The following is a 15,355-nucleotide window of genomic DNA, read 5'->3' as shown; positions in this document are numbered from 1 at the left end:
GCGCAGGGGGGTGGGGCGTCGTCCGACCCCCGCCCCACCCTCGAGGTCCGCGAGTTCTACGCCCTGAGCCTGCTGGTCTCGGAGACCCTCCTGCGGCAGCAGAGCGCCCAGGACGTGCGGCAGCGTGGGCTGGAGGAGGTCGCCGGTCTGCTGCACGCCGACGCGGCGCTGCTGCACCTGGCCTGCCCGGAGGGCTACCGCCTGGCCGCGGTGTACGGCCTGGGGGAGGTCCCGGCCGCCCACCGCCTGCACCAGCTCAGCGGCGAGGAGTTCGACACCCTCTCCGCCGGGCTGTGGTTCGAGTGGGACCTCCCGGAGGACTACGGGGGCCCCGCGGAGAACAACTACCACCTGCTGGGCGCCCGGCACGCCATCGCGGTGGGGCTGCGGGCGGGGCCGGAGCTGGTGGGCTACGCCTCGTTCCTGTTCCGCGACCGGGCCGACCGCAGGCCGCTGATGACGGCCTTGAGCGCTTTGGGGGCCATCTGGGGGCTGCAGCACGAGCGGCTCCTGGAGTCCGAGCGGCGCGGCGGGGCCGAGCAGGCCCTGCGCGAGAGCGAGGGGCGCTTCCGGCTGCTGGCGCGCGCGACCAACGACGCCGTCTGGGACTGGGACCTGCTGCGCGGGGAGGTCTGGTGGGGCGAGGGCCTGCAGACGCAGTTCGGCTACCGCGCCGAGGAGGTGGGGCCCGGCGCGGGGTGGTGGCTCGAGCAGATCCACCCCGACGACCGCGCCCGGGTGGCCGCCTCGCTGGACCGCGCGCTCGAGCAGGGCGCGGAGTGGTCCGGGGAGTACCGCTTCCGCCGCGCCGACGGCGGCTACGCGCACGTCCTCGACCGCGGCCACGTGGTGCGCGACGCCGGGGGCCGGGCCGTGCGCATGGTGGGCGGCATCACCGACCTCACCGCGCGCAAGGAGTCCGAGGACCGCCTGCGCCTGCGCCTGGCCGAGCTCGAGGCGGTCAACCGGGTCTCGGGCGCCCTGCGCACCACCCGCACCAGCGACGAGATGCTGTCGGTGCTGCTGGAGGAGACCCTGCGGGCGGTGGGCGCGGAGCGCGGGGCCATCTGCCTCTACCAGCCGCGCAGCGGCGAGCTGGTCCCGGCCTGCGCGCGCGGGTGGTCCGGCGTGCCCGACCTGAGGGTCCGGCCGGGGGAGGGGATCACCGGGCGGGTCTTCGCCACGGGCGAGCCCTACTTCTCCGACGACCTCGCCGCCGACCCCCACCGGCACCCGGGCATGGCCGGGCGGCTGCCGCCGGGCTGCGCGGGGGGCGCGGTCCCCGTCCGTGCGGGGGCCGAGCCGGTGGGGGTGCTCTCGGTCCTGGCCGGGCCCGGGCGCCGGCTGGCCCCGGAGCAGGCCCGGCTGCTGTCGGCCCTGGCCGACATGGCCGGCGCCGCGCTGCACCGCCAGCAGCTCCACGAGGCGGCGGTGCGCCGGGTGGAGCGGCTGCAGGCGCTGCGGGCCGTAGACCGCGCCATCACCTCCGGCCCCGACCTCGAGTTCGCCCTGGGGGTGCTGCTGCAGGAGGCGCTGGGCCAGCTCGGGGCGGAGGCCGCCGGGGTGCTGCTGTTCGACCCCGCCGCCCTCGCCCTCGCGCCCGCCGCCGGGCGGGGCTTCCGCGGCGGGGCCTACCCCGCCTCGCGGGTGCGGCTGGGGGAGGGGCTGGCGGGGCGGGCCGCGCTGGAGCGTAGGGCGGTGCTCGAGGAGGACCTCCGCGCCGCCGCCTTCGTGCGCCGGGAGCTGCTGGGGGAGGGCTTCACGGGCTACGCGGCGGCGCCGCTGGTGGCCAAGGGCGAGCTCAAGGGGGTGCTGGAGCTCTTCCTCCGCGGGCCCCTCCCCGCCGAGCCCGAGTGGGCCGAGTTCCTGGAGACCCTGGCCGGGCAGGCCGCCATCGCGGTGGACAACTTCCGGCTCTTCGAGCGGCTGCAGCGCGCCAACGGCGAGCTCGAGCTGGCCTACGACGCCACCATCGAGGGCTGGTCGCGGGCGCTGGACCTGCGCGACGAGGAGACCGAGGGGCACAGCCTGCGGGTCACCGAGATGGCCGTCGAGCTCGCCCGCGCGGTGGGGATGGGGGAGGAGGAGCTCGTCCACGTGCGCCGGGGCGCGCTGCTGCACGACGTGGGCAAGCTGGGGGTGCCCGACGCCGTGCTGCTCAAGCCCGGGCCGCTGAGCGAGGAGGAGTGGGCGGTGATGAAGAAGCACCCCGTCCACGCCCACGAGTGGCTCTCGGCCATCCCCTACCTGCGCCCCGCCCTCGACATCCCCTACTGCCACCACGAGCGCTGGGACGGCACGGGCTACCCGCGCGGCCTGGGGGGGGAGGAGATCCCCCTGGCGGCCCGCGTCTTCGCGGTCGTGGACGTCTACGACGCCCTCACCTCCGACCGCCCCTACCGCCCGGCCTGGCCGCGGGAGAAGGCCCTCGAGCACGTCCGCGCGCAGGCGGGCCGCCACTTCGACCCCGCGGTGGTCGAGGCCTTCCTCCGCTTGATGGGGCAGAAAGGCGCAGGGTCAGCGCCCGCCTGAGGCGCCGGGCTCGAGGCTCAGCCGCACCAATCCGGCCTCCGACAGCCCGGTCTCGCGGGCCTTGCGCTTGAGCCGGGCCTCCTGATCCTCCCGCAGGTAGAGCTGCTTGCGCGCCACGCGAGCATTACACATCGCATACATCACCGGAGCCGGGCGAGGCGGGCTTGGCGGCCGGTCCGGCCCTCAGCTCACCGCCCTCCTCACGAGCGCCGCGATCCTCTCCTCCTCGGCGGGGGTCAGCCCCTTCAGCGCGAAGGCGGTCGGCCACATGGCGCCCTCGTCGAGGTTCGCCGAGTCGTTGAAGCCGAAGGTGGCGTAGCGGGTCTTGAACTTCGAGGCGGGCGTGAAGAAGCACACGACCTTGCCGTCCTTGGCGTACGCGGGCATCCCGTACCAGGTCTTGGGCTCGAGGGCGGGCGCGCTGGCCTTGACGACGGCGTGCAGCCGAAGGGCCATGGAGCGGTCGGGCTCGGGCATCTCGGCGATCTTGGCGAGCAGGGCGCTCTCCCCGCCGGCCTTGCTGGCCTTCAGCTCGCGGGCGCGCTCCTTCATCGCGGCCCGCTCCTCGGCGGTGAACCCGCCGGGCTCCTTGCCGCTCGCGGCGGCCATCTTGGCGGGCTTGTGCGTGTCCTTCTTGGAACTCATCGAAACCTCCTCGCGCGGGGTTGGGTCAGACCGGGGTGCTTCGCCAGGGGGCAGCTCAGGGCTCACGGCAGCCGCGCGAGCAGGTCGGCGAGCTTGCCGCTCATCGCCTTCCAGCCGTAGCGCGCGCCGGCGAGGTTTTGCTTCTGGTCCGGCCTGAAGCCCGAGTGCACCAGGGACAGGCGCGTGCCCGTCGCCGTGGGCGTGAGCGTGAACGTCACCACGGTGTCGATGTCGCCGACGACCCACCTCCAACTGAGCTTCCTGTGCGGCTCGGCCTCGAGCAGCCGGCAATTGACGACGCCGTCCCAGCCGGGCTGCGGCTGCGCCCTGAACTCGAAGGCCGCCCCCGGCTCGAGCCTGAACCCGACGACGGGCAGCAGCCACTCGGCGAGCAGCGCGGGGTCGGTGAGCGCGCGCCACACCTTCTCCGGCGGGTGGAGCAGGTCGAGGTCGAAGGCGACGGACTCGGTCTGGGCGGGGGCGGTCTTGTCGGCGGGGGTCATGGGTCCATCTGCTATCAGAAACGTGCGCCATTGCGCACACGTTTCTCTTCCTGCCCCGAGCCACACTGTGGCTCGTATCTGACAGGCGTGACTTTCCCGCCTGCGATAGGCATGATTGCTATCGCAGGGCCGCCGTTGCCGGACGGACTCGCCACGGGTAGGGCAGTTCGGGTGTACGGGGCAGGGGCCCCGTCCCGATAGGGGATCGTCCCCTCGGTTGCCAGCCGTTCGAGGTTGAGCGCCGCGTTCAGATCGCGGTCGTGCTGCGCGCCGCATTGCGGGCACGTCCACTCCCGATCCCTGAGCGTCAGCGCAGCGTTTTTCCAGCCGCAGCGCGAACAAAGGCGGCTGCTGGGATACCACCGATCCGCCACGATCAGCCGCGTGCCGTAGCGTTTCGCCTTGTATTCGAGCTGCTGGCGAAACATCCCAAAGCCCACATCGCTGATCGGACGGGCCAGCTGCTCGTGCTTGAGCATCCCGCCCACGTTCAGGTCCTCGATCACCACCGCTTGGCTTTCGCGGCAGAGCCGAGTCGTGAGCTTGTGCAGGAAATCGGCCCGGAGATTGGCGATGCGCGCGTGCATCCTGGCCAGTCGCTGAGCGGACTTGCGGCAGTTGTTCGATTGGGCAAGTTTGCTGCCTTTGGGCAGCGGCGCTCGCGGGGCAAAGCCCGCCGCCAACCTGGCCGCTTCCAGCTTGCGGCTGACGCGGCGGCTGCGGATTTTGAGCCGACGCAGGGCTTTTTTGAGCGGCATGGGGGCCTGCACCCGTTCGCCCGTAGAGAGCGTCGCTGCGGCCTTCACCCCGAGGTCGATCCCCACCATTCCATCCCCTGTGCGCTTGCGGTAGAACTGGGCCTCGGGAACCTCGACCTGAATCGAGACAAACCAGCCTTCTCCTGTTCTTGAGACCGTCGCACCCAGGATCTTGCCTTGCAGACGCAGGGCTTCGGTCATGGCTACCTCCCCTACCTTGGGCAGCCGAATCGTTGTGCCCTGTAAGCGAAACTTGTCGTTGGCAACGTAAAAGCTGTCGCGGCAACGGCCCTTTTTCTTGAACCGCGGCTCGTGGGCCGGTTTCCCCGCACGGATCTCGTCGAAGAAGCGCTGCCAGGCCTGAGCCAGGTGGGCAAAGGGCTGCGCGTGGGCGTCCCGGTGGATGTCCCTGAGCCAGGGGCGGCCGTTCGCATCGAGCCACGCTGGATCGCGATACTTGAGGGCGTTGAACCGCTTTTTGAGCGCCATCGCGTTGGGCGTTCGCCCAAGGGCGCGTTCTTTGTGCCACTCCGCCAGCGCCCAGTTCCATACCCGGCGGGCTGTCCCACAGGCCCGCTTGAAGTAGTCCACCTGCTCAGGCGTGGGGCAGAGCGCTATTTTGTGGCTCAGATGCCGGCCCATGGCTTCACTCCTCTGGCGCATGGGTCACATCCTTTTTCAGGGCCTCGTTGAGCTTTTTTCGGTAGTTTCTCAGTCCGTACAGATGGGAAGAGAAGCAGTGCACGATGGTCATCAGATCCTGCACCATCTCCTGTTCGGGAGACAGCCGCTCCTGGTTGAGCACCAGCACTTCGCACCCGTGCGTTCTGGCAAAATGCTCAAACCATTCAAAGCCAAAGCGCGTGAGCCGATCCCGGTGAGCCAGGATGAGCGCCTTGACTTCCCTGCGGCCGATGGCATCCATTACCTCCAGAAACTTCTTGCGCCTGAAATTCAGTCCGCCACCAACCTCTTCGATAAACTCAACATTGGCCAGACCACGCGCAACCACGAATTCTTCAAGCACCCTGCGCTGGTTGATCAGGTCTGGCTTTTGCGCTGCGCCGGATACGCGGCAATAAGCGATGATCCTGGTGGGCTCAGCGCCAGCTTGCCGCAGACCAATGAACTCCCGGAACTGCGATTCGGTGTACAGGCGTCGGTTGCTGTCCGTTCTGGTGGCCGGGATCAGCCGCCCCTCGCGCTCCCAGCGTTGTAGGGTCTTGACTGAAACCCCCAACAGCTTGGCCGCTTTTCCCGTGCTCATCATGCTTTCTATGAGACTAGAATACATTATCGCGCACTTTTGCCAAGACTGGAGTCCATCTCCTCCAGCAGCCGTTCGAGGCGCTCGGCGCGCTCGGCCCAGAAGGCGCGGTAGTGCGCGAGCCAGTCGATGAGGGGCTTCATCCCGCGCGGCTCCACCCGGTAGTAGACGAGGCGCCCCTCGCGCCGGGCGTTCACCAGGCCGGCCTCCTTCAGCTTGGCGAGGTGCTGCGAGACCGCCGGCTGCGAGATGTCGAAGCGCGCGGCGAGGTCCTTCACCGCCGCCTCGCCGCGGGTGAGCGACTCGAGGATCGCCCGGCGGCTGCGGTCGGCGAGCGCCTGGAAGACCCTGTCCTCGAGCCCGGCCGCGCTGTGCATGGGTAAAGTATAAGTGATTGCTTATGAATTGTCCAGCGCGTGACCGGTCTACGCAGCCGGGTCCTCGAGACGGGCAGCCGGCGGAGGGCTCCCAACGGCTATGAAGGCTGTAAAGAGTGGGGTGGGAGCCGCCGGCAGTGCAGTGGCTCATAGGCGGCACTAGAATGTCTCTACTGGGCGCACCGACATGCCGGAAGTAAAGTTGATGAGGTTGGCGGACATCATTAATCAGCTGGATGAGCTACCAGAGGGCTGGTTGTGCCTACAAAGGGTCGGCAAAGGCCAACTTTGGGATCAGGATTCTCTTGGGGCCGTGATTGACCTGGATGAATGGCCTACAAATGAGATTGAAGCCTTACACCGTTCCCAGTTGCGTATTCTCATAGGCACAGCGGAACTTAGAGATTTCATTGCCTGGGCTAGGGAGAGAAAATCCGGCCTGGACATGGCAGAGATAGTATCCGGCCTGAATTATTTCGCCGAAAATGACAGTTTTCCCGTGGAAGGTCCTGTGTAAACGAAAACGAGGACTGGCACAGTTCGTATCACTGGGAAATGGGTTGGACGTAATACTCCACCCAGCCAGAAGAACTATCCAATGCCGGGATATCGCATACTGGTATCTGTAAATAAAGATGGCTCAAACCCTCTGTATTTATTCCGCCATGGTTGAGGTGAAAGGTGAGCACTAAGGTGAATGTCGCGATACCGTTGAAGGTCCCTTGGTGCCTGTCCCCGTCCGTGTCCGCCTTCCGGGTCGAGGTCACGGAGAACGACGCGGCGGAGGTGGCGTTCGACGTCTACGACCTCTCGGGGAGGGACGGGGTCGAGGACCTCGAGTTCCTCCGCGTGGTGATGGAGTTCCCCGGCGGGCAGTGGGTGCGGATGTACCCGGTGATCGACGACGACGACCCCGACCTGCTGGGCAGGTTCGACTGGGGCGGCGTCCCGAGCTTCTTCGACGCGACGCGTAGCCCCCACGAGACGGGGGAGGAGTTCAGGAGCGCCTGGCGGGCGATGGGGGTCTGCCCGGACCCCGATGTCTACGAGATCGAGTCCTCGACCTGGCTGGGGGAGAGCGGCGCCGGCCGCTTCGGCTGCCGGCACTTCCTCGTGAGGGGGAGGGAGATGTGGGTCGAGGTGCTCGCCCTGGGGTACTCGTGGCGGTGGCACCGGCCGGCGCGACCCCCGGAACGGGGATGAACCGCGCGCCTCGAGGGCGACGGCGAAAAGCCCGTGGAGTGCACTGTGTCCACCGCTCTGCCGCCCGGCATCGAGGTGGTGAGCCCCGGCAGCGTCACCCTGTCCGACAGCACGGCTGTTTCCCTCCCTGTCATCCCTCCCGGCCCACCGGCTGCTCGGTGGCTTGACCGTACTGGTATTCTCGAGGCAGATTTCCGTGCGGGTGGGACGGCAACTATCCCGAGGGAAAGCTGGTTGTTTACTGAATGGCTTGATGGGCAAAAACGAGAGCTTCGGAACTGCCCCTGAGGCTTGGAGTGTAAATACCAGAAGTACAGGCAAGACTGCCGGAAAAAGCGCGCGGAGAATTTCCTAGAATGAGTGGAGTAACTGATCTCGTTCAGTATCTACTAGCTAAATATCCCACCAAGGTAACCGTACTGGGTGAACGTAGCGAGCATGCGATCAAAGGCGTGGAAGCTGCCTTAGGGATAAAGTTCCCTGCAGATTACCGTGAGTTCCTGCAGCGGTTCGGCCAGTTGGCGCTAGGCTCAATTGAGATATACGGCGTCTTCGATGACCGACTCGATGACCGGTCGGCGCAGGACGGTGCCCGGATGACGATTGAAGAAAGGGTGTACGGCCTGCCGACGCATTTATTTGTGCTGTACAGCCATGACGGCGATCAGCTAGACTGCCTCGACTGTTCGCAGGAGGATTCCCCTGTCGTCGCCTGGGACAACATAGACAAGCAGATCATCAGGCGTTTAGCGCCGTCGTTCCTGCAATACCTGGAGGCTCGAGCCGCCCGATTCGGGGAACTCGAGGGCGCATGACCTCAACGGCTATGGCGGCTATTAAATAAAAATTTTCGCGGATACTAGGGGAAACATCATTACGGCATTCCTAGTTCCATAACATTGCCTGTAAATTCACGTTATGTCTACCAGTGTGCGGAAGCTCTGGGTGGACCTCAATCAGTAATTGGCGCATCTCTCATCAGAAACGGGCCCTGCTCAGCTATTTACTTTGATTGCTAATTGGCTGAGAGCGAAGGCTCAGATCATAGGTGATCAGAAGATGACTCGCTGGGGCCTGATTTTTTTCCTGAATATTACAGTGGATGATTACCCGCACGAGCTAAGCGAACTTGTTGTAGAGGACGAAATGGCTGCATTTCAGTCGCTCGAACCCAGGGACATTGATACGTTCCTTATGCAGGTACGGGACATCCTCTGGCAGAGTATCGTCCTCATCTCAGACAGGACCTGTTCCCGGTGCGGGGAAGCCCTGGAGACCTTGTATGATCCCGACCTTGACCAGCCCGTGTTTTCCTGTCGGTTTCATCGCTGGGCTGAGATGCCTGACCGCACGGAGTGGGGAGGAGGCGTACTGGTTCCTATAACTCGACAGAACCTGAGGCGTTTTGGGTTGCTAAGGGAACCAAACTAGGTGATCACCCAGAGCGCCTTCTAACTACCCACTTCGAGAGATGGGGGAGCCTTCCGTATCCCGGATGGTCCCACTGTTGCCCTTGTTCACCACCGTAGGGTGTACTCGAGGGGTTTGACATAGAAAAGGCTTATGGAGGGCTTAAATTTGGGAGCCGCGTATAAGATAAACATGCATTCTGACGACGAACGAGCGAAGGCGCTTGCCTGTCGTTGGGGAGGTAGTCATGCAATTTACAGGATGCCAAGAGATCGTTGCTATCCTTCAGTCCTTATCTCCACTGGCATGGGCTAGGTGTACTGCTCCCTACGAAGAGTACGGTGAGCAATCCAGGCCGCCGTTTATTGTATTTAGGTTCGTTCAGTCACCGCCAGATCTGGAACAGCGGGTTCTCGAAGTTGTGACGAACTTCAAAGGTAGGCTTAAGTGGTGTATGTATCGGAATGGGCCAAAGAACAATTGGGTGATTGAGCCGTGCGAGGTGAAACAATACCTGGAGCTTCATCGGTTCCGAACCGATGTTGAAGGCATGGATGCCTATAAGGAACTGCACCCCGATCGAGTAAAGCTGGCCCACGAGGACTTGGAGGGGTTGAAGGAAGGTCTGGCTAAAATCACGCACCCTAGAGCTTAGGTAAGCTAGGCCATCGGTTGCACGAGGCTCAACACCAGAGGATTTGCAGAATTGCTCCTAATGGAATATCAGTGAATAACGCACCTATACCGCCGAGGTTGACGGAATAACTTACGATAGTGCTACGTTGGCTAAAGGTCGTTGCCTACTCGTCCCGTTGACGGACAGGGGGCCGGCCCCGCTGGGTTGCGCGGCCGCGGCATGAGGGAGGGGGATGGGGCAGTACAACCCGGTCGTCGCCCACCACGAGCGGCTGGCCCGCCTGCACGCGGCGCGGGTGGCCGAGGGCGTGGCCGCCCGGCGCCCTGGGGCGCTGCGGCGGCTGCTCAACCTCGAGCTGGCCTTCCACCTGTGGCGGGCTTACTTCCACCGCATAGCCAGCACCTCCTTCGGCTACTTCCTGCTTGAGGAGGCCGTCGCGGCCCTCGAGGAGGGCCCGCTAGCCCACCCCTCCACTGCCCGCCGCCGGGCCGAGTTTTGGCCCGACCCTACCCGCTACGACCCCGAGGGGGGCGAGCTGTGGGTGCTCGAGGGCGAGGTCGGGCTGGGCCCTGTGGCCTCCTCCGCCGCCCTGGCCTTCCGCGCGGAGCTCGCGGAGGTCGAGGCCCACGCCCGGCGGGTCGCGGCCGCGCTGCGGGGCGGGGACCGCGGGGCGTGGGAGCGGCTGGGGCACCTCGAGGCGGCCGCCCACCTCAGCTCCCGCCACGACCCCCTGCTGCGCTCGCCCTCCTTCCGCCTGGCGCACTACCTGCGGGTGCGGCGCCGCCTGGGGCGCGGCCGCTGGCGCTTCGACCTGCAGGCTTACCTGCTCGAGCACCCCTACCCCGGCCCTCACGACCCCCGTTAAGCCTCCGGGCCGGGCATGGCCACGCCGAGCTCACCGCTGGCCCCGCTGGTGCCTCACGCAGCCCCGACCCGGACGGGGCTGCCGAATTGCCCGCGGCACGGCCGCTACCGGGGGCTCGCCGCCCGCCGGCCCGCCAGCTCCACCACCCGGTCGAAGCGGCCGTGCAGCGCCTCGTCCCCGTGCAGCACCACCACCAGGGCCTTCCCCGCGGTCCGGCGCAGGACCAGCTCGAGCACCCCCTCGCGGCTCTCGGGGTCCAGGTTGGCCAGGGGCTCGCCCAGCACGTAGAGGTCGGCCTCCTCGCACAGCAGCGCCCCGACGGCGGCCCTCTGCCGCTGCCCCGAGGACAGGGCCTCGGGGAGGCGGTCGTCCAGGCCCTCGAGGCCCAGCTCCCGCCGGAGCCCGGCGTCGGGGACCAGCTCGCGCACCGCCAGGGGTGGCAGCTCGGGGGGGCGGTGAGCGCGGCCACCCGCGCGGGCAGCTCCACCTCGCCCCGCTCGGGGGCCAGGTACCCCGACAGCACGTGCAGCAGGGTGGTCTTGCCCGCGCCGTTGGGGCCCAGGAGGAGCAGGCGCTCGCCCGGGCGGACCTCCAACCGGGGCAGCTCCAGCGGTGCCCCGCCCGCGTAGGCCAGCCGCACCCCCTCGAGCCGGGCCTCGGCGGCCGGCCGCGCGTAAGGGGCGGGCGCGGAGGAGAGCAGCCCGTGGACGCGCTCGAGGACCTGCGCGTGGCGGTGGAGCTCGGGCACCCTGCGCAGCAGGGCGAAGGTGTTGTCCACCGCCCGCCAGAAGGCGTTGACGAAGGCTAAGTACCCGCCGAAGCTCAGCGCGCGGGCCAGGACGAAGTAGCCGCCCACGACCAGCGCGAGCGTGTTGGCCAGGTTCATGAACCCGTCGCTCCAGGCCTGCTGGGCCTCCATCAGCCGGTGGCTGCGGTAGGTGCCGTCGAGGTAGGCGCCCAGGGCCTCCCGGTTGGCGGCCAGGGTCGGGGGGCCGAGGCGGGGCAGGCCGCGCAGGGCCCGGAAGGCCTTGAGCGACTGGGAGAGGACCTCGAGGTAGCGGGCCTCGCCCTCCCGCTCGTCCTCGGCGGCCCGGCGGACCTTGGTCCCGACCCGCCGCGCGACCCACAGCAGCGGCGGGACCAGCATCGCCAGCGCCAGGGTGGCCTGCCACGACAGGTAGAGCAGCACCCCCAGGAAGGCCAAAGCCGCCAGGCCCTGGCGGGCCACGGCGACCAGGAGGGAAACCGCGGGGGCCAGCCCCTCGAGGGCGTCCTGGTGAACCCGGCTCACGAAGGCCCCGGCCCCCTCGCGGCTGAAGTCGCGCCAGTCGAGGCGGAGGGCCTTCGCCAGCAGCCGCCCCTCCACCTCGAGCACCACCCGGTTGACGAAGGCCTTCTGCCATAACGAGACGGCCCAGAACAGCCCGATCAGGGCCAGCCCCGCGGCGAGGTAGGCGAGCCCCAGGAGCCCGAAGCGCCGGAAGTCCTGCGCGGCCACCGCCTCGTCGAAGAGCCACTTCAGCATCAGCGGGTGGAGCAGGGCCTCCGCCGCGCTCACCAGGCTGCTAGCCGCCAGCAGGCGCAGGAACTCGCCCCTGCGCCCCTCCAGGATGGTCCATAAGGTCCTCATCGCGCGTCACCTCGTCCAGCATGAAGTCGGCGGGGCCCGGGCTCGTCACCCGGTGCAGCACCCGCAGAACCCCGGCGCAGCCGGTCGCGAAGTCGCAGGAGACCCACAGCAGCCCCTCGCCGGGGACGGCCAGCCCCCTCCAAGGTTCGTCCCTGGAGCAGGGGACCGGAAGCGCCCCAGCCGCCGCAGGGCGTGGGCCCCGGGGTCGCCCTGCAGGCGCTGGAACGCCTCCTCCAGTGCCAGCACCCCCTGTCCCGGGGGCAGGCTGCGGCCCAGGTGGTAGAGCGTCAGCGGGGTCAGGGCGGTGCGGGCCGCCTCGAGGGCCAGCGCGCGGTAGGCCTCGAGGTTGCCCCGCCGGTACTCCACGAAGCCCAGCAGGGCACGCCGGTCGGCTTCCGCCGCTCCCCCCGCCTGCCGGCCCAGCAGCGCCTCGGCCCGGCCCTCCTCGCCCAGCGCCAGGTCCTCCAGCGCGCGCCTGAGGGGGTCGTCGGCTTCCGGCAGAGCGGGGTTTGGTCCGTCGGGGTGCATGACCTGGAACCATTATGACGGATCTCCCGGGGCTTTGCCGCTGCTCCGGCGGCGCCGGCCGGGCCCTCCGCAAACCGTCCTAGGCCAGGGCGCAGCCCTCCCGCCGCAGCCGCCCGCCCGGGAGGACCCTACGACCCGGGCCGGGAGCGGGGGGCGTACTCAGGAGCGCCGGGAGAGCCCGTAGGGGATGACGTGGGGTGTGCCGGCGTCGGGGTCGAGGGTGATGTGGGCCTCGAGGCCGAAGACCCGGCGCAGCAGGTGGTGGGTGATGACCTCGGCGGGCGGGCCCTGGGCCACCACCCGGCCGGCGTCGATCGCCACGAGCTCGTGGGAGTAGCGCGCGGCCTGGTTGAGGTCGTGCAGCACCATCACGACGGTCTTGCCCCCCTCGCGGTTGAGCCGCTGCAGCAGGTGGATGACCTCGAGCTGGTGGGAGAGGTCTAAGAAGGTGGTGGGCTCGTCCAGCAGTACCACCGGGGTGTCCTGGGCCAGGGCCATGGCGATCCAGGCCCGCTGGCGCTGCCCGCCGGAGAGGGTCTCGAGGGGCCGGTCGCGGAAGACCACCATGCCCGTCTGCTGGAGGGCCCGCTCCACGGCCTCCTGGTCGGCCTCGGTGCGCCGGGCGAGGAAGCCCTGGTGGGGGTAGCGCCCGAACCAGGCCAGCGCCTCCACCGTGAGGCCCTCGGGGGCCTGCGGCCCCTGCACCAGGATGGCGAGCTGGCGCGCCACCTCCTTGGTGGGCAGCCGGTGGATGGCCTTGCCGTCGAGGAGCACGCTGCCCTGCTGGGGCTTCAAGAGCCTCGCCAGCGAACGCAGCAGCGTGGACTTGCCCGAGCCGTTGGGGCCGATGAAGGTGGTGATCTTGCCGGAGGGGAGCTCGAGGTCGAGCCCTTCGACCACGAGGCGGTCCTCGTAGCCGAGGTGGAGGGAACGGGTCTGGAGTTTCATCGGGTTGGGGTCTGGGGCGGGAGACCCCGACCAAGTTTGGTCGGGGAGGTAGGGCCCCAGGCCGCCGTCAGGCGGCTACACCCGCTCACCTCCTTCATATGATGTGTCATACTGCGCTTGTGCAGACCCTCACGCTCCGCTGCACCCTCAAGCCCACCCCCGAACAGGCGGCGGCGCTGGAGGCCACGGCGCGGCGGTTCGCCGAGGGCTGCAACCACGCCCTGCGGGTGGCTAAGGAGCACGGGGAGTTCCGTAGGTTCAAGCTGCACCGCCTGGTCTACCGCGACCTCCGGGCGATGGGCCTCAGCGCCAACCTCGCCGTTCAGGCCATCGCCCGCGTCGGGCGCAAGAAGGGCAGCCGGGCCAGGTTCTACCAGCCCACCTCCTGCGCCTTCGACCAGCGCACCCTCTCCCTGCGGGGGGAAGACGAGACCGTCTCGCTGAGCACGGTGAGGGGTAGGCTGCGCATCCCCCTCAAGCTGGGCAACTACCAGCGCGGCTTGCTGGCGCGGGCCAGGGGCGTGCAGGGCGGGGTGCTGACCCAGGGGCCGAGGGGGAAGTGGTACATCAACCTGGTTCTGCGCATTGAGACCCCGACCCCTCCCGGCGGCGGTGGGACAATCGTTGGTCTGGACATGGGCCAGAAAACCCTGGCTATGCTTTCCAGCGGCGTACGGTTCTCCGGCGGCCCCCTGAAGGGCGTGCGCCTGCGCTACCTGAAGAAGCGGGCCGAGGTCAGGAGCAGGCTCGACCGCCCTTCCCAACGCACCAGGGGGGTAAAACGCCTCTGGGAACGGCTTACGAGGAGGGAAGCCCGCTTCGTGAGCCACGCCCTGCACGCCCTGGCGAAGCGGATCGTGGACGGCCTGGAGCCCGGCGACACGCTGGCCGTCGAGGACCTGACCCACCTCCGGGGCCGCACCGCCAGGCGCGGCAGCACCGAGCGGCACCTGCACCACCTGTGGCCCTACGCCAAGCTGCGCTCCCTGCTGGGGTACAAGGCGGCCCTGAGGGGGGTGCGGGTGGTGGCGGTGGACCCCCGGCACACCAGCCAGGGGTGCCCCCGCTGCGGCCACACCGCCAGGGAGAACCGCCGGAGCCAGGCCCTCTTCCGCTGCACGGCGTGCGGCTTCCAGCACAACGCGGGCTGGGTGGCCGCGTATAACGTCGCCTTGCGTGCACGGGGTTGCAGCCCCGTCCCGCAGGGGATCGTCGCCCGGAGAGCGGGCTCGACGGGCGAGGGCCGCTGTAAACCGGCCCGGATTCTGAGGGTGTCGTCTGTGCATCGTCTCCTCTCGGAAAGCCCTAACCAGAACGCGCTAGCGTTTGGTTAGGGCGGTTTACGGTTTCCTAGCGTCGAATTCCGCCCGTGCGCCGCAGGAGCCACAGGAAGTAGGGCGCGCCGATCAGGGTGGTGAGGATGCCCGCGGGGACTTCGACCGGGGGGACCAGGCCGCGCCCCAGCGCGTCGGCCCCCACCACCAGCGTGGCCCCCAGCAGCACGGAAGCCGGCAGCAGCCGGGCGAAGCCGGGCCCGGCCAGCAGCCGCGCCGCGTGGGGGGCGACCAGGCCCACGAAGCCCAGCACCCCCACCCCGGTGACGGCCACGCCCGCCAGCCCCACCGCCAGCGCCAGGGCGGCCAGGCGGGCGAGCTCGAGGCGCATGCCCAGCCCCCGGGCCAGGTGGTCGCCCAGGGCCAGCACGTCGAGGCGGCGCCACGAGAGCCAGGCCAGGGGCAGGAGCACCGCCGCCCAGGGCAGCACCCGCAGAAGCCGCTCCCAGTCGGCTGCGTAGACGGTGCCCACCAGGAAGCTCAGCGCCCGCCCGACGTCGTCGGGAGCGCGGACCAGGATGAGCTGCTGGAAGCTGGTGAGGGCGGCGGCCACCGCGATGCCGATGAGGGCGACGCGCACCGGGGCCACCTCACCCGCGCGTCGCGCGAGCAGGTACACCAGGGCGAAACCGGCCCCCGCCCCGGCGAAGGCCCCGGCCGGCAGCGCCCAGGCCGGGGCCGCCGGGAGCAGGATCAGGGTGATGACCGCCGCCAGGCC

General features: G+C 68.6%; 16 protein-coding genes. 6 read left to right on the top strand and 10 right to left on the bottom strand.

Annotation, left to right across the window (positions count from 1 at the left end; genetic code table 11):
- Window positions 1-2,532: HD domain-containing phosphohydrolase (locus Mterra_RS11605; RefSeq protein WP_119315336.1), on the top strand; the 2,532-nt coding region annotated here is incomplete at its 5' end.
- Here the strand turns inward: Mterra_RS11605 and Mterra_RS23435 are convergent.
- From Mterra_RS23435 to Mterra_RS11580, 6 genes are all read right to left on the bottom strand, one after another.
- Window positions 2,518-2,649, bottom strand: a complete 132-nt coding sequence (locus Mterra_RS23435) for a hypothetical protein (protein WP_275054456.1) — start codon at window positions 2,647-2,649, stop codon at window positions 2,518-2,520. The genes Mterra_RS11605 and Mterra_RS23435 overlap by 15 nt on opposite strands.
- Window positions 2,650-2,715: 66 nt before the next feature.
- Entirely contained in the window at window positions 2,716-3,177 is a 462-nt protein-coding gene (locus Mterra_RS11600; RefSeq protein ID WP_245971610.1) for an iron chaperone, read from the bottom strand.
- Between the two features lie 62 nt (window positions 3,178-3,239).
- On the bottom strand, window positions 3,240-3,680 hold the full coding sequence (locus Mterra_RS11595) for an SRPBCC family protein (protein WP_119315335.1): 441 nt from the start codon (window positions 3,678-3,680) through the stop codon (window positions 3,240-3,242).
- A 14-nt stretch (window positions 3,681-3,694) separates the two neighbouring features.
- Window positions 3,695-5,080, bottom strand: a complete 1,386-nt coding sequence (locus Mterra_RS11590) for an RNA-guided endonuclease InsQ/TnpB family protein (protein WP_119315337.1) — start codon at window positions 5,078-5,080, stop codon at window positions 3,695-3,697.
- Window positions 5,081-5,084: 4 nt separating this feature from the next.
- Window positions 5,085-5,708, bottom strand: a complete 624-nt coding sequence (locus Mterra_RS11585) for an IS607 family transposase (RefSeq protein ID WP_218022927.1) — start codon at window positions 5,706-5,708, stop codon at window positions 5,085-5,087.
- A gap of 23 nt (window positions 5,709-5,731) precedes the next feature.
- Complete coding sequence (locus Mterra_RS11580; RefSeq protein ID WP_119315333.1) at window positions 5,732-6,082, bottom strand: ArsR/SmtB family transcription factor; 351 nt, start codon at window positions 6,080-6,082, stop codon at window positions 5,732-5,734.
- 211 nt (window positions 6,083-6,293) lie between these two features.
- Here Mterra_RS11580 and Mterra_RS21945 point away from each other — a divergent pair, with 211 nt between their 5' ends.
- The 4 genes from Mterra_RS21945 (at window position 6,294) to Mterra_RS21940 (ending at window position 9,350) form a co-directional block, all read left to right on the top strand.
- Entirely contained in the window at window positions 6,294-6,599 is a 306-nt protein-coding gene (locus Mterra_RS21945) for a DUF7716 domain-containing protein (protein ID WP_170159635.1), read from the top strand.
- 224 nt (window positions 6,600-6,823) lie between these two features.
- Window positions 6,824-7,285, top strand: coding sequence for a hypothetical protein (locus tag Mterra_RS11575; RefSeq protein WP_147372721.1), 462 nt, complete (start codon window positions 6,824-6,826; stop codon window positions 7,283-7,285).
- Between the two features lie 356 nt (window positions 7,286-7,641).
- Window positions 7,642-8,100, top strand: a complete 459-nt coding sequence (locus Mterra_RS11570; RefSeq protein ID WP_119315331.1) for an SMI1/KNR4 family protein — start codon at window positions 7,642-7,644, stop codon at window positions 8,098-8,100.
- A gap of 842 nt (window positions 8,101-8,942) precedes the next feature.
- Window positions 8,943-9,350, top strand: coding sequence for a hypothetical protein (locus Mterra_RS21940; protein ID WP_147372719.1), 408 nt, complete (start codon window positions 8,943-8,945; stop codon window positions 9,348-9,350).
- Between the two features lie 692 nt (window positions 9,351-10,042).
- On the opposite strand, the gene Mterra_RS11550 is transcribed toward Mterra_RS21940, so the two are convergent.
- From Mterra_RS11550 to Mterra_RS11540, 3 genes are all read right to left on the bottom strand, one after another.
- On the bottom strand, window positions 10,043-11,827 hold the full coding sequence (locus tag Mterra_RS11550) for an ABC transporter transmembrane domain-containing protein (RefSeq protein WP_245971609.1): 1,785 nt from the start codon (window positions 11,825-11,827) through the stop codon (window positions 10,043-10,045).
- 45 nt (window positions 11,828-11,872) lie between these two features.
- Window positions 11,873-12,355 carry a hypothetical protein gene (locus Mterra_RS23140; RefSeq protein WP_420836700.1) on the bottom strand — a complete coding sequence of 161 codons (483 nt, stop codon included), beginning with the start codon at window positions 12,353-12,355 and terminating at the stop codon, window positions 11,873-11,875.
- 159 nt (window positions 12,356-12,514) lie between these two features.
- Window positions 12,515-13,303: an ABC transporter ATP-binding protein gene (locus Mterra_RS11540; RefSeq protein ID WP_119315327.1), complete on the bottom strand. Its 789-nt coding sequence runs from the start codon at window positions 13,301-13,303 to the stop codon at window positions 12,515-12,517.
- Between the two features lie 98 nt (window positions 13,304-13,401).
- On the opposite strand from Mterra_RS11540, the gene Mterra_RS11535 reads away from it, so the two are divergent.
- Window positions 13,402-14,637, top strand: a complete 1,236-nt coding sequence (locus Mterra_RS11535; RefSeq protein ID WP_176582528.1) for an RNA-guided endonuclease InsQ/TnpB family protein — start codon at window positions 13,402-13,404, stop codon at window positions 14,635-14,637.
- A gap of 16 nt (window positions 14,638-14,653) precedes the next feature.
- Here Mterra_RS11535 and Mterra_RS11530 read toward each other — a convergent pair.
- On the bottom strand, window positions 14,654-15,355 hold a 702-nt coding region (locus Mterra_RS11530; protein WP_147372717.1), incomplete at its 5' end, for a FecCD family ABC transporter permease.

Origin of the sequence: Calidithermus terrae (assembly GCF_003574345.1) — a bacterium.
GTDB classification, from domain to species: Bacteria; Deinococcota; Deinococci; order Deinococcales; family Thermaceae; genus Calidithermus; species Calidithermus chliarophilus.
This window is presented reverse-complemented; position numbering and strand designations above follow the sequence as displayed.

Coding starts and splice junctions, on each gene's coding strand:
- Mterra_RS11600 (WP_245971610.1), bottom strand. CDS start 3,177: ATGAGTTCCAAGAAGGACACGCACAAGCCCGCCAAGATGGCCGCCGCG.
- Mterra_RS11595 (WP_119315335.1), bottom strand. CDS start 3,680: ATGACCCCCGCCGACAAGACCGCCCCCGCCCAGACCGAGTCCGTCGCC.
- Mterra_RS11590 (WP_119315337.1), bottom strand. CDS start 5,080: ATGGGCCGGCATCTGAGCCACAAAATAGCGCTCTGCCCCACGCCTGAG.
- Mterra_RS11585 (WP_218022927.1), bottom strand. CDS start 5,708: ATGATGAGCACGGGAAAAGCGGCCAAGCTGTTGGGGGTTTCAGTCAAG.
- Mterra_RS11580 (WP_119315333.1), bottom strand. CDS start 6,082: ATGCACAGCGCGGCCGGGCTCGAGGACAGGGTCTTCCAGGCGCTCGCC.
- Mterra_RS11570 (WP_119315331.1), top strand. CDS start 7,642: ATGAGTGGAGTAACTGATCTCGTTCAGTATCTACTAGCTAAATATCCC.
- Mterra_RS21940 (WP_147372719.1), top strand. CDS start 8,943: ATGCAATTTACAGGATGCCAAGAGATCGTTGCTATCCTTCAGTCCTTA.
- Mterra_RS11550 (WP_245971609.1), bottom strand. CDS start 11,827: ATGAGGACCTTATGGACCATCCTGGAGGGGCGCAGGGGCGAGTTCCTG.
- Mterra_RS23140 (WP_420836700.1), bottom strand. CDS start 12,355: ATGCACCCCGACGGACCAAACCCCGCTCTGCCGGAAGCCGACGACCCC.
- Mterra_RS11540 (WP_119315327.1), bottom strand. CDS start 13,303: ATGAAACTCCAGACCCGTTCCCTCCACCTCGGCTACGAGGACCGCCTC.
- Mterra_RS11535 (WP_176582528.1), top strand. CDS start 13,402: ATGATGTGTCATACTGCGCTTGTGCAGACCCTCACGCTCCGCTGCACC.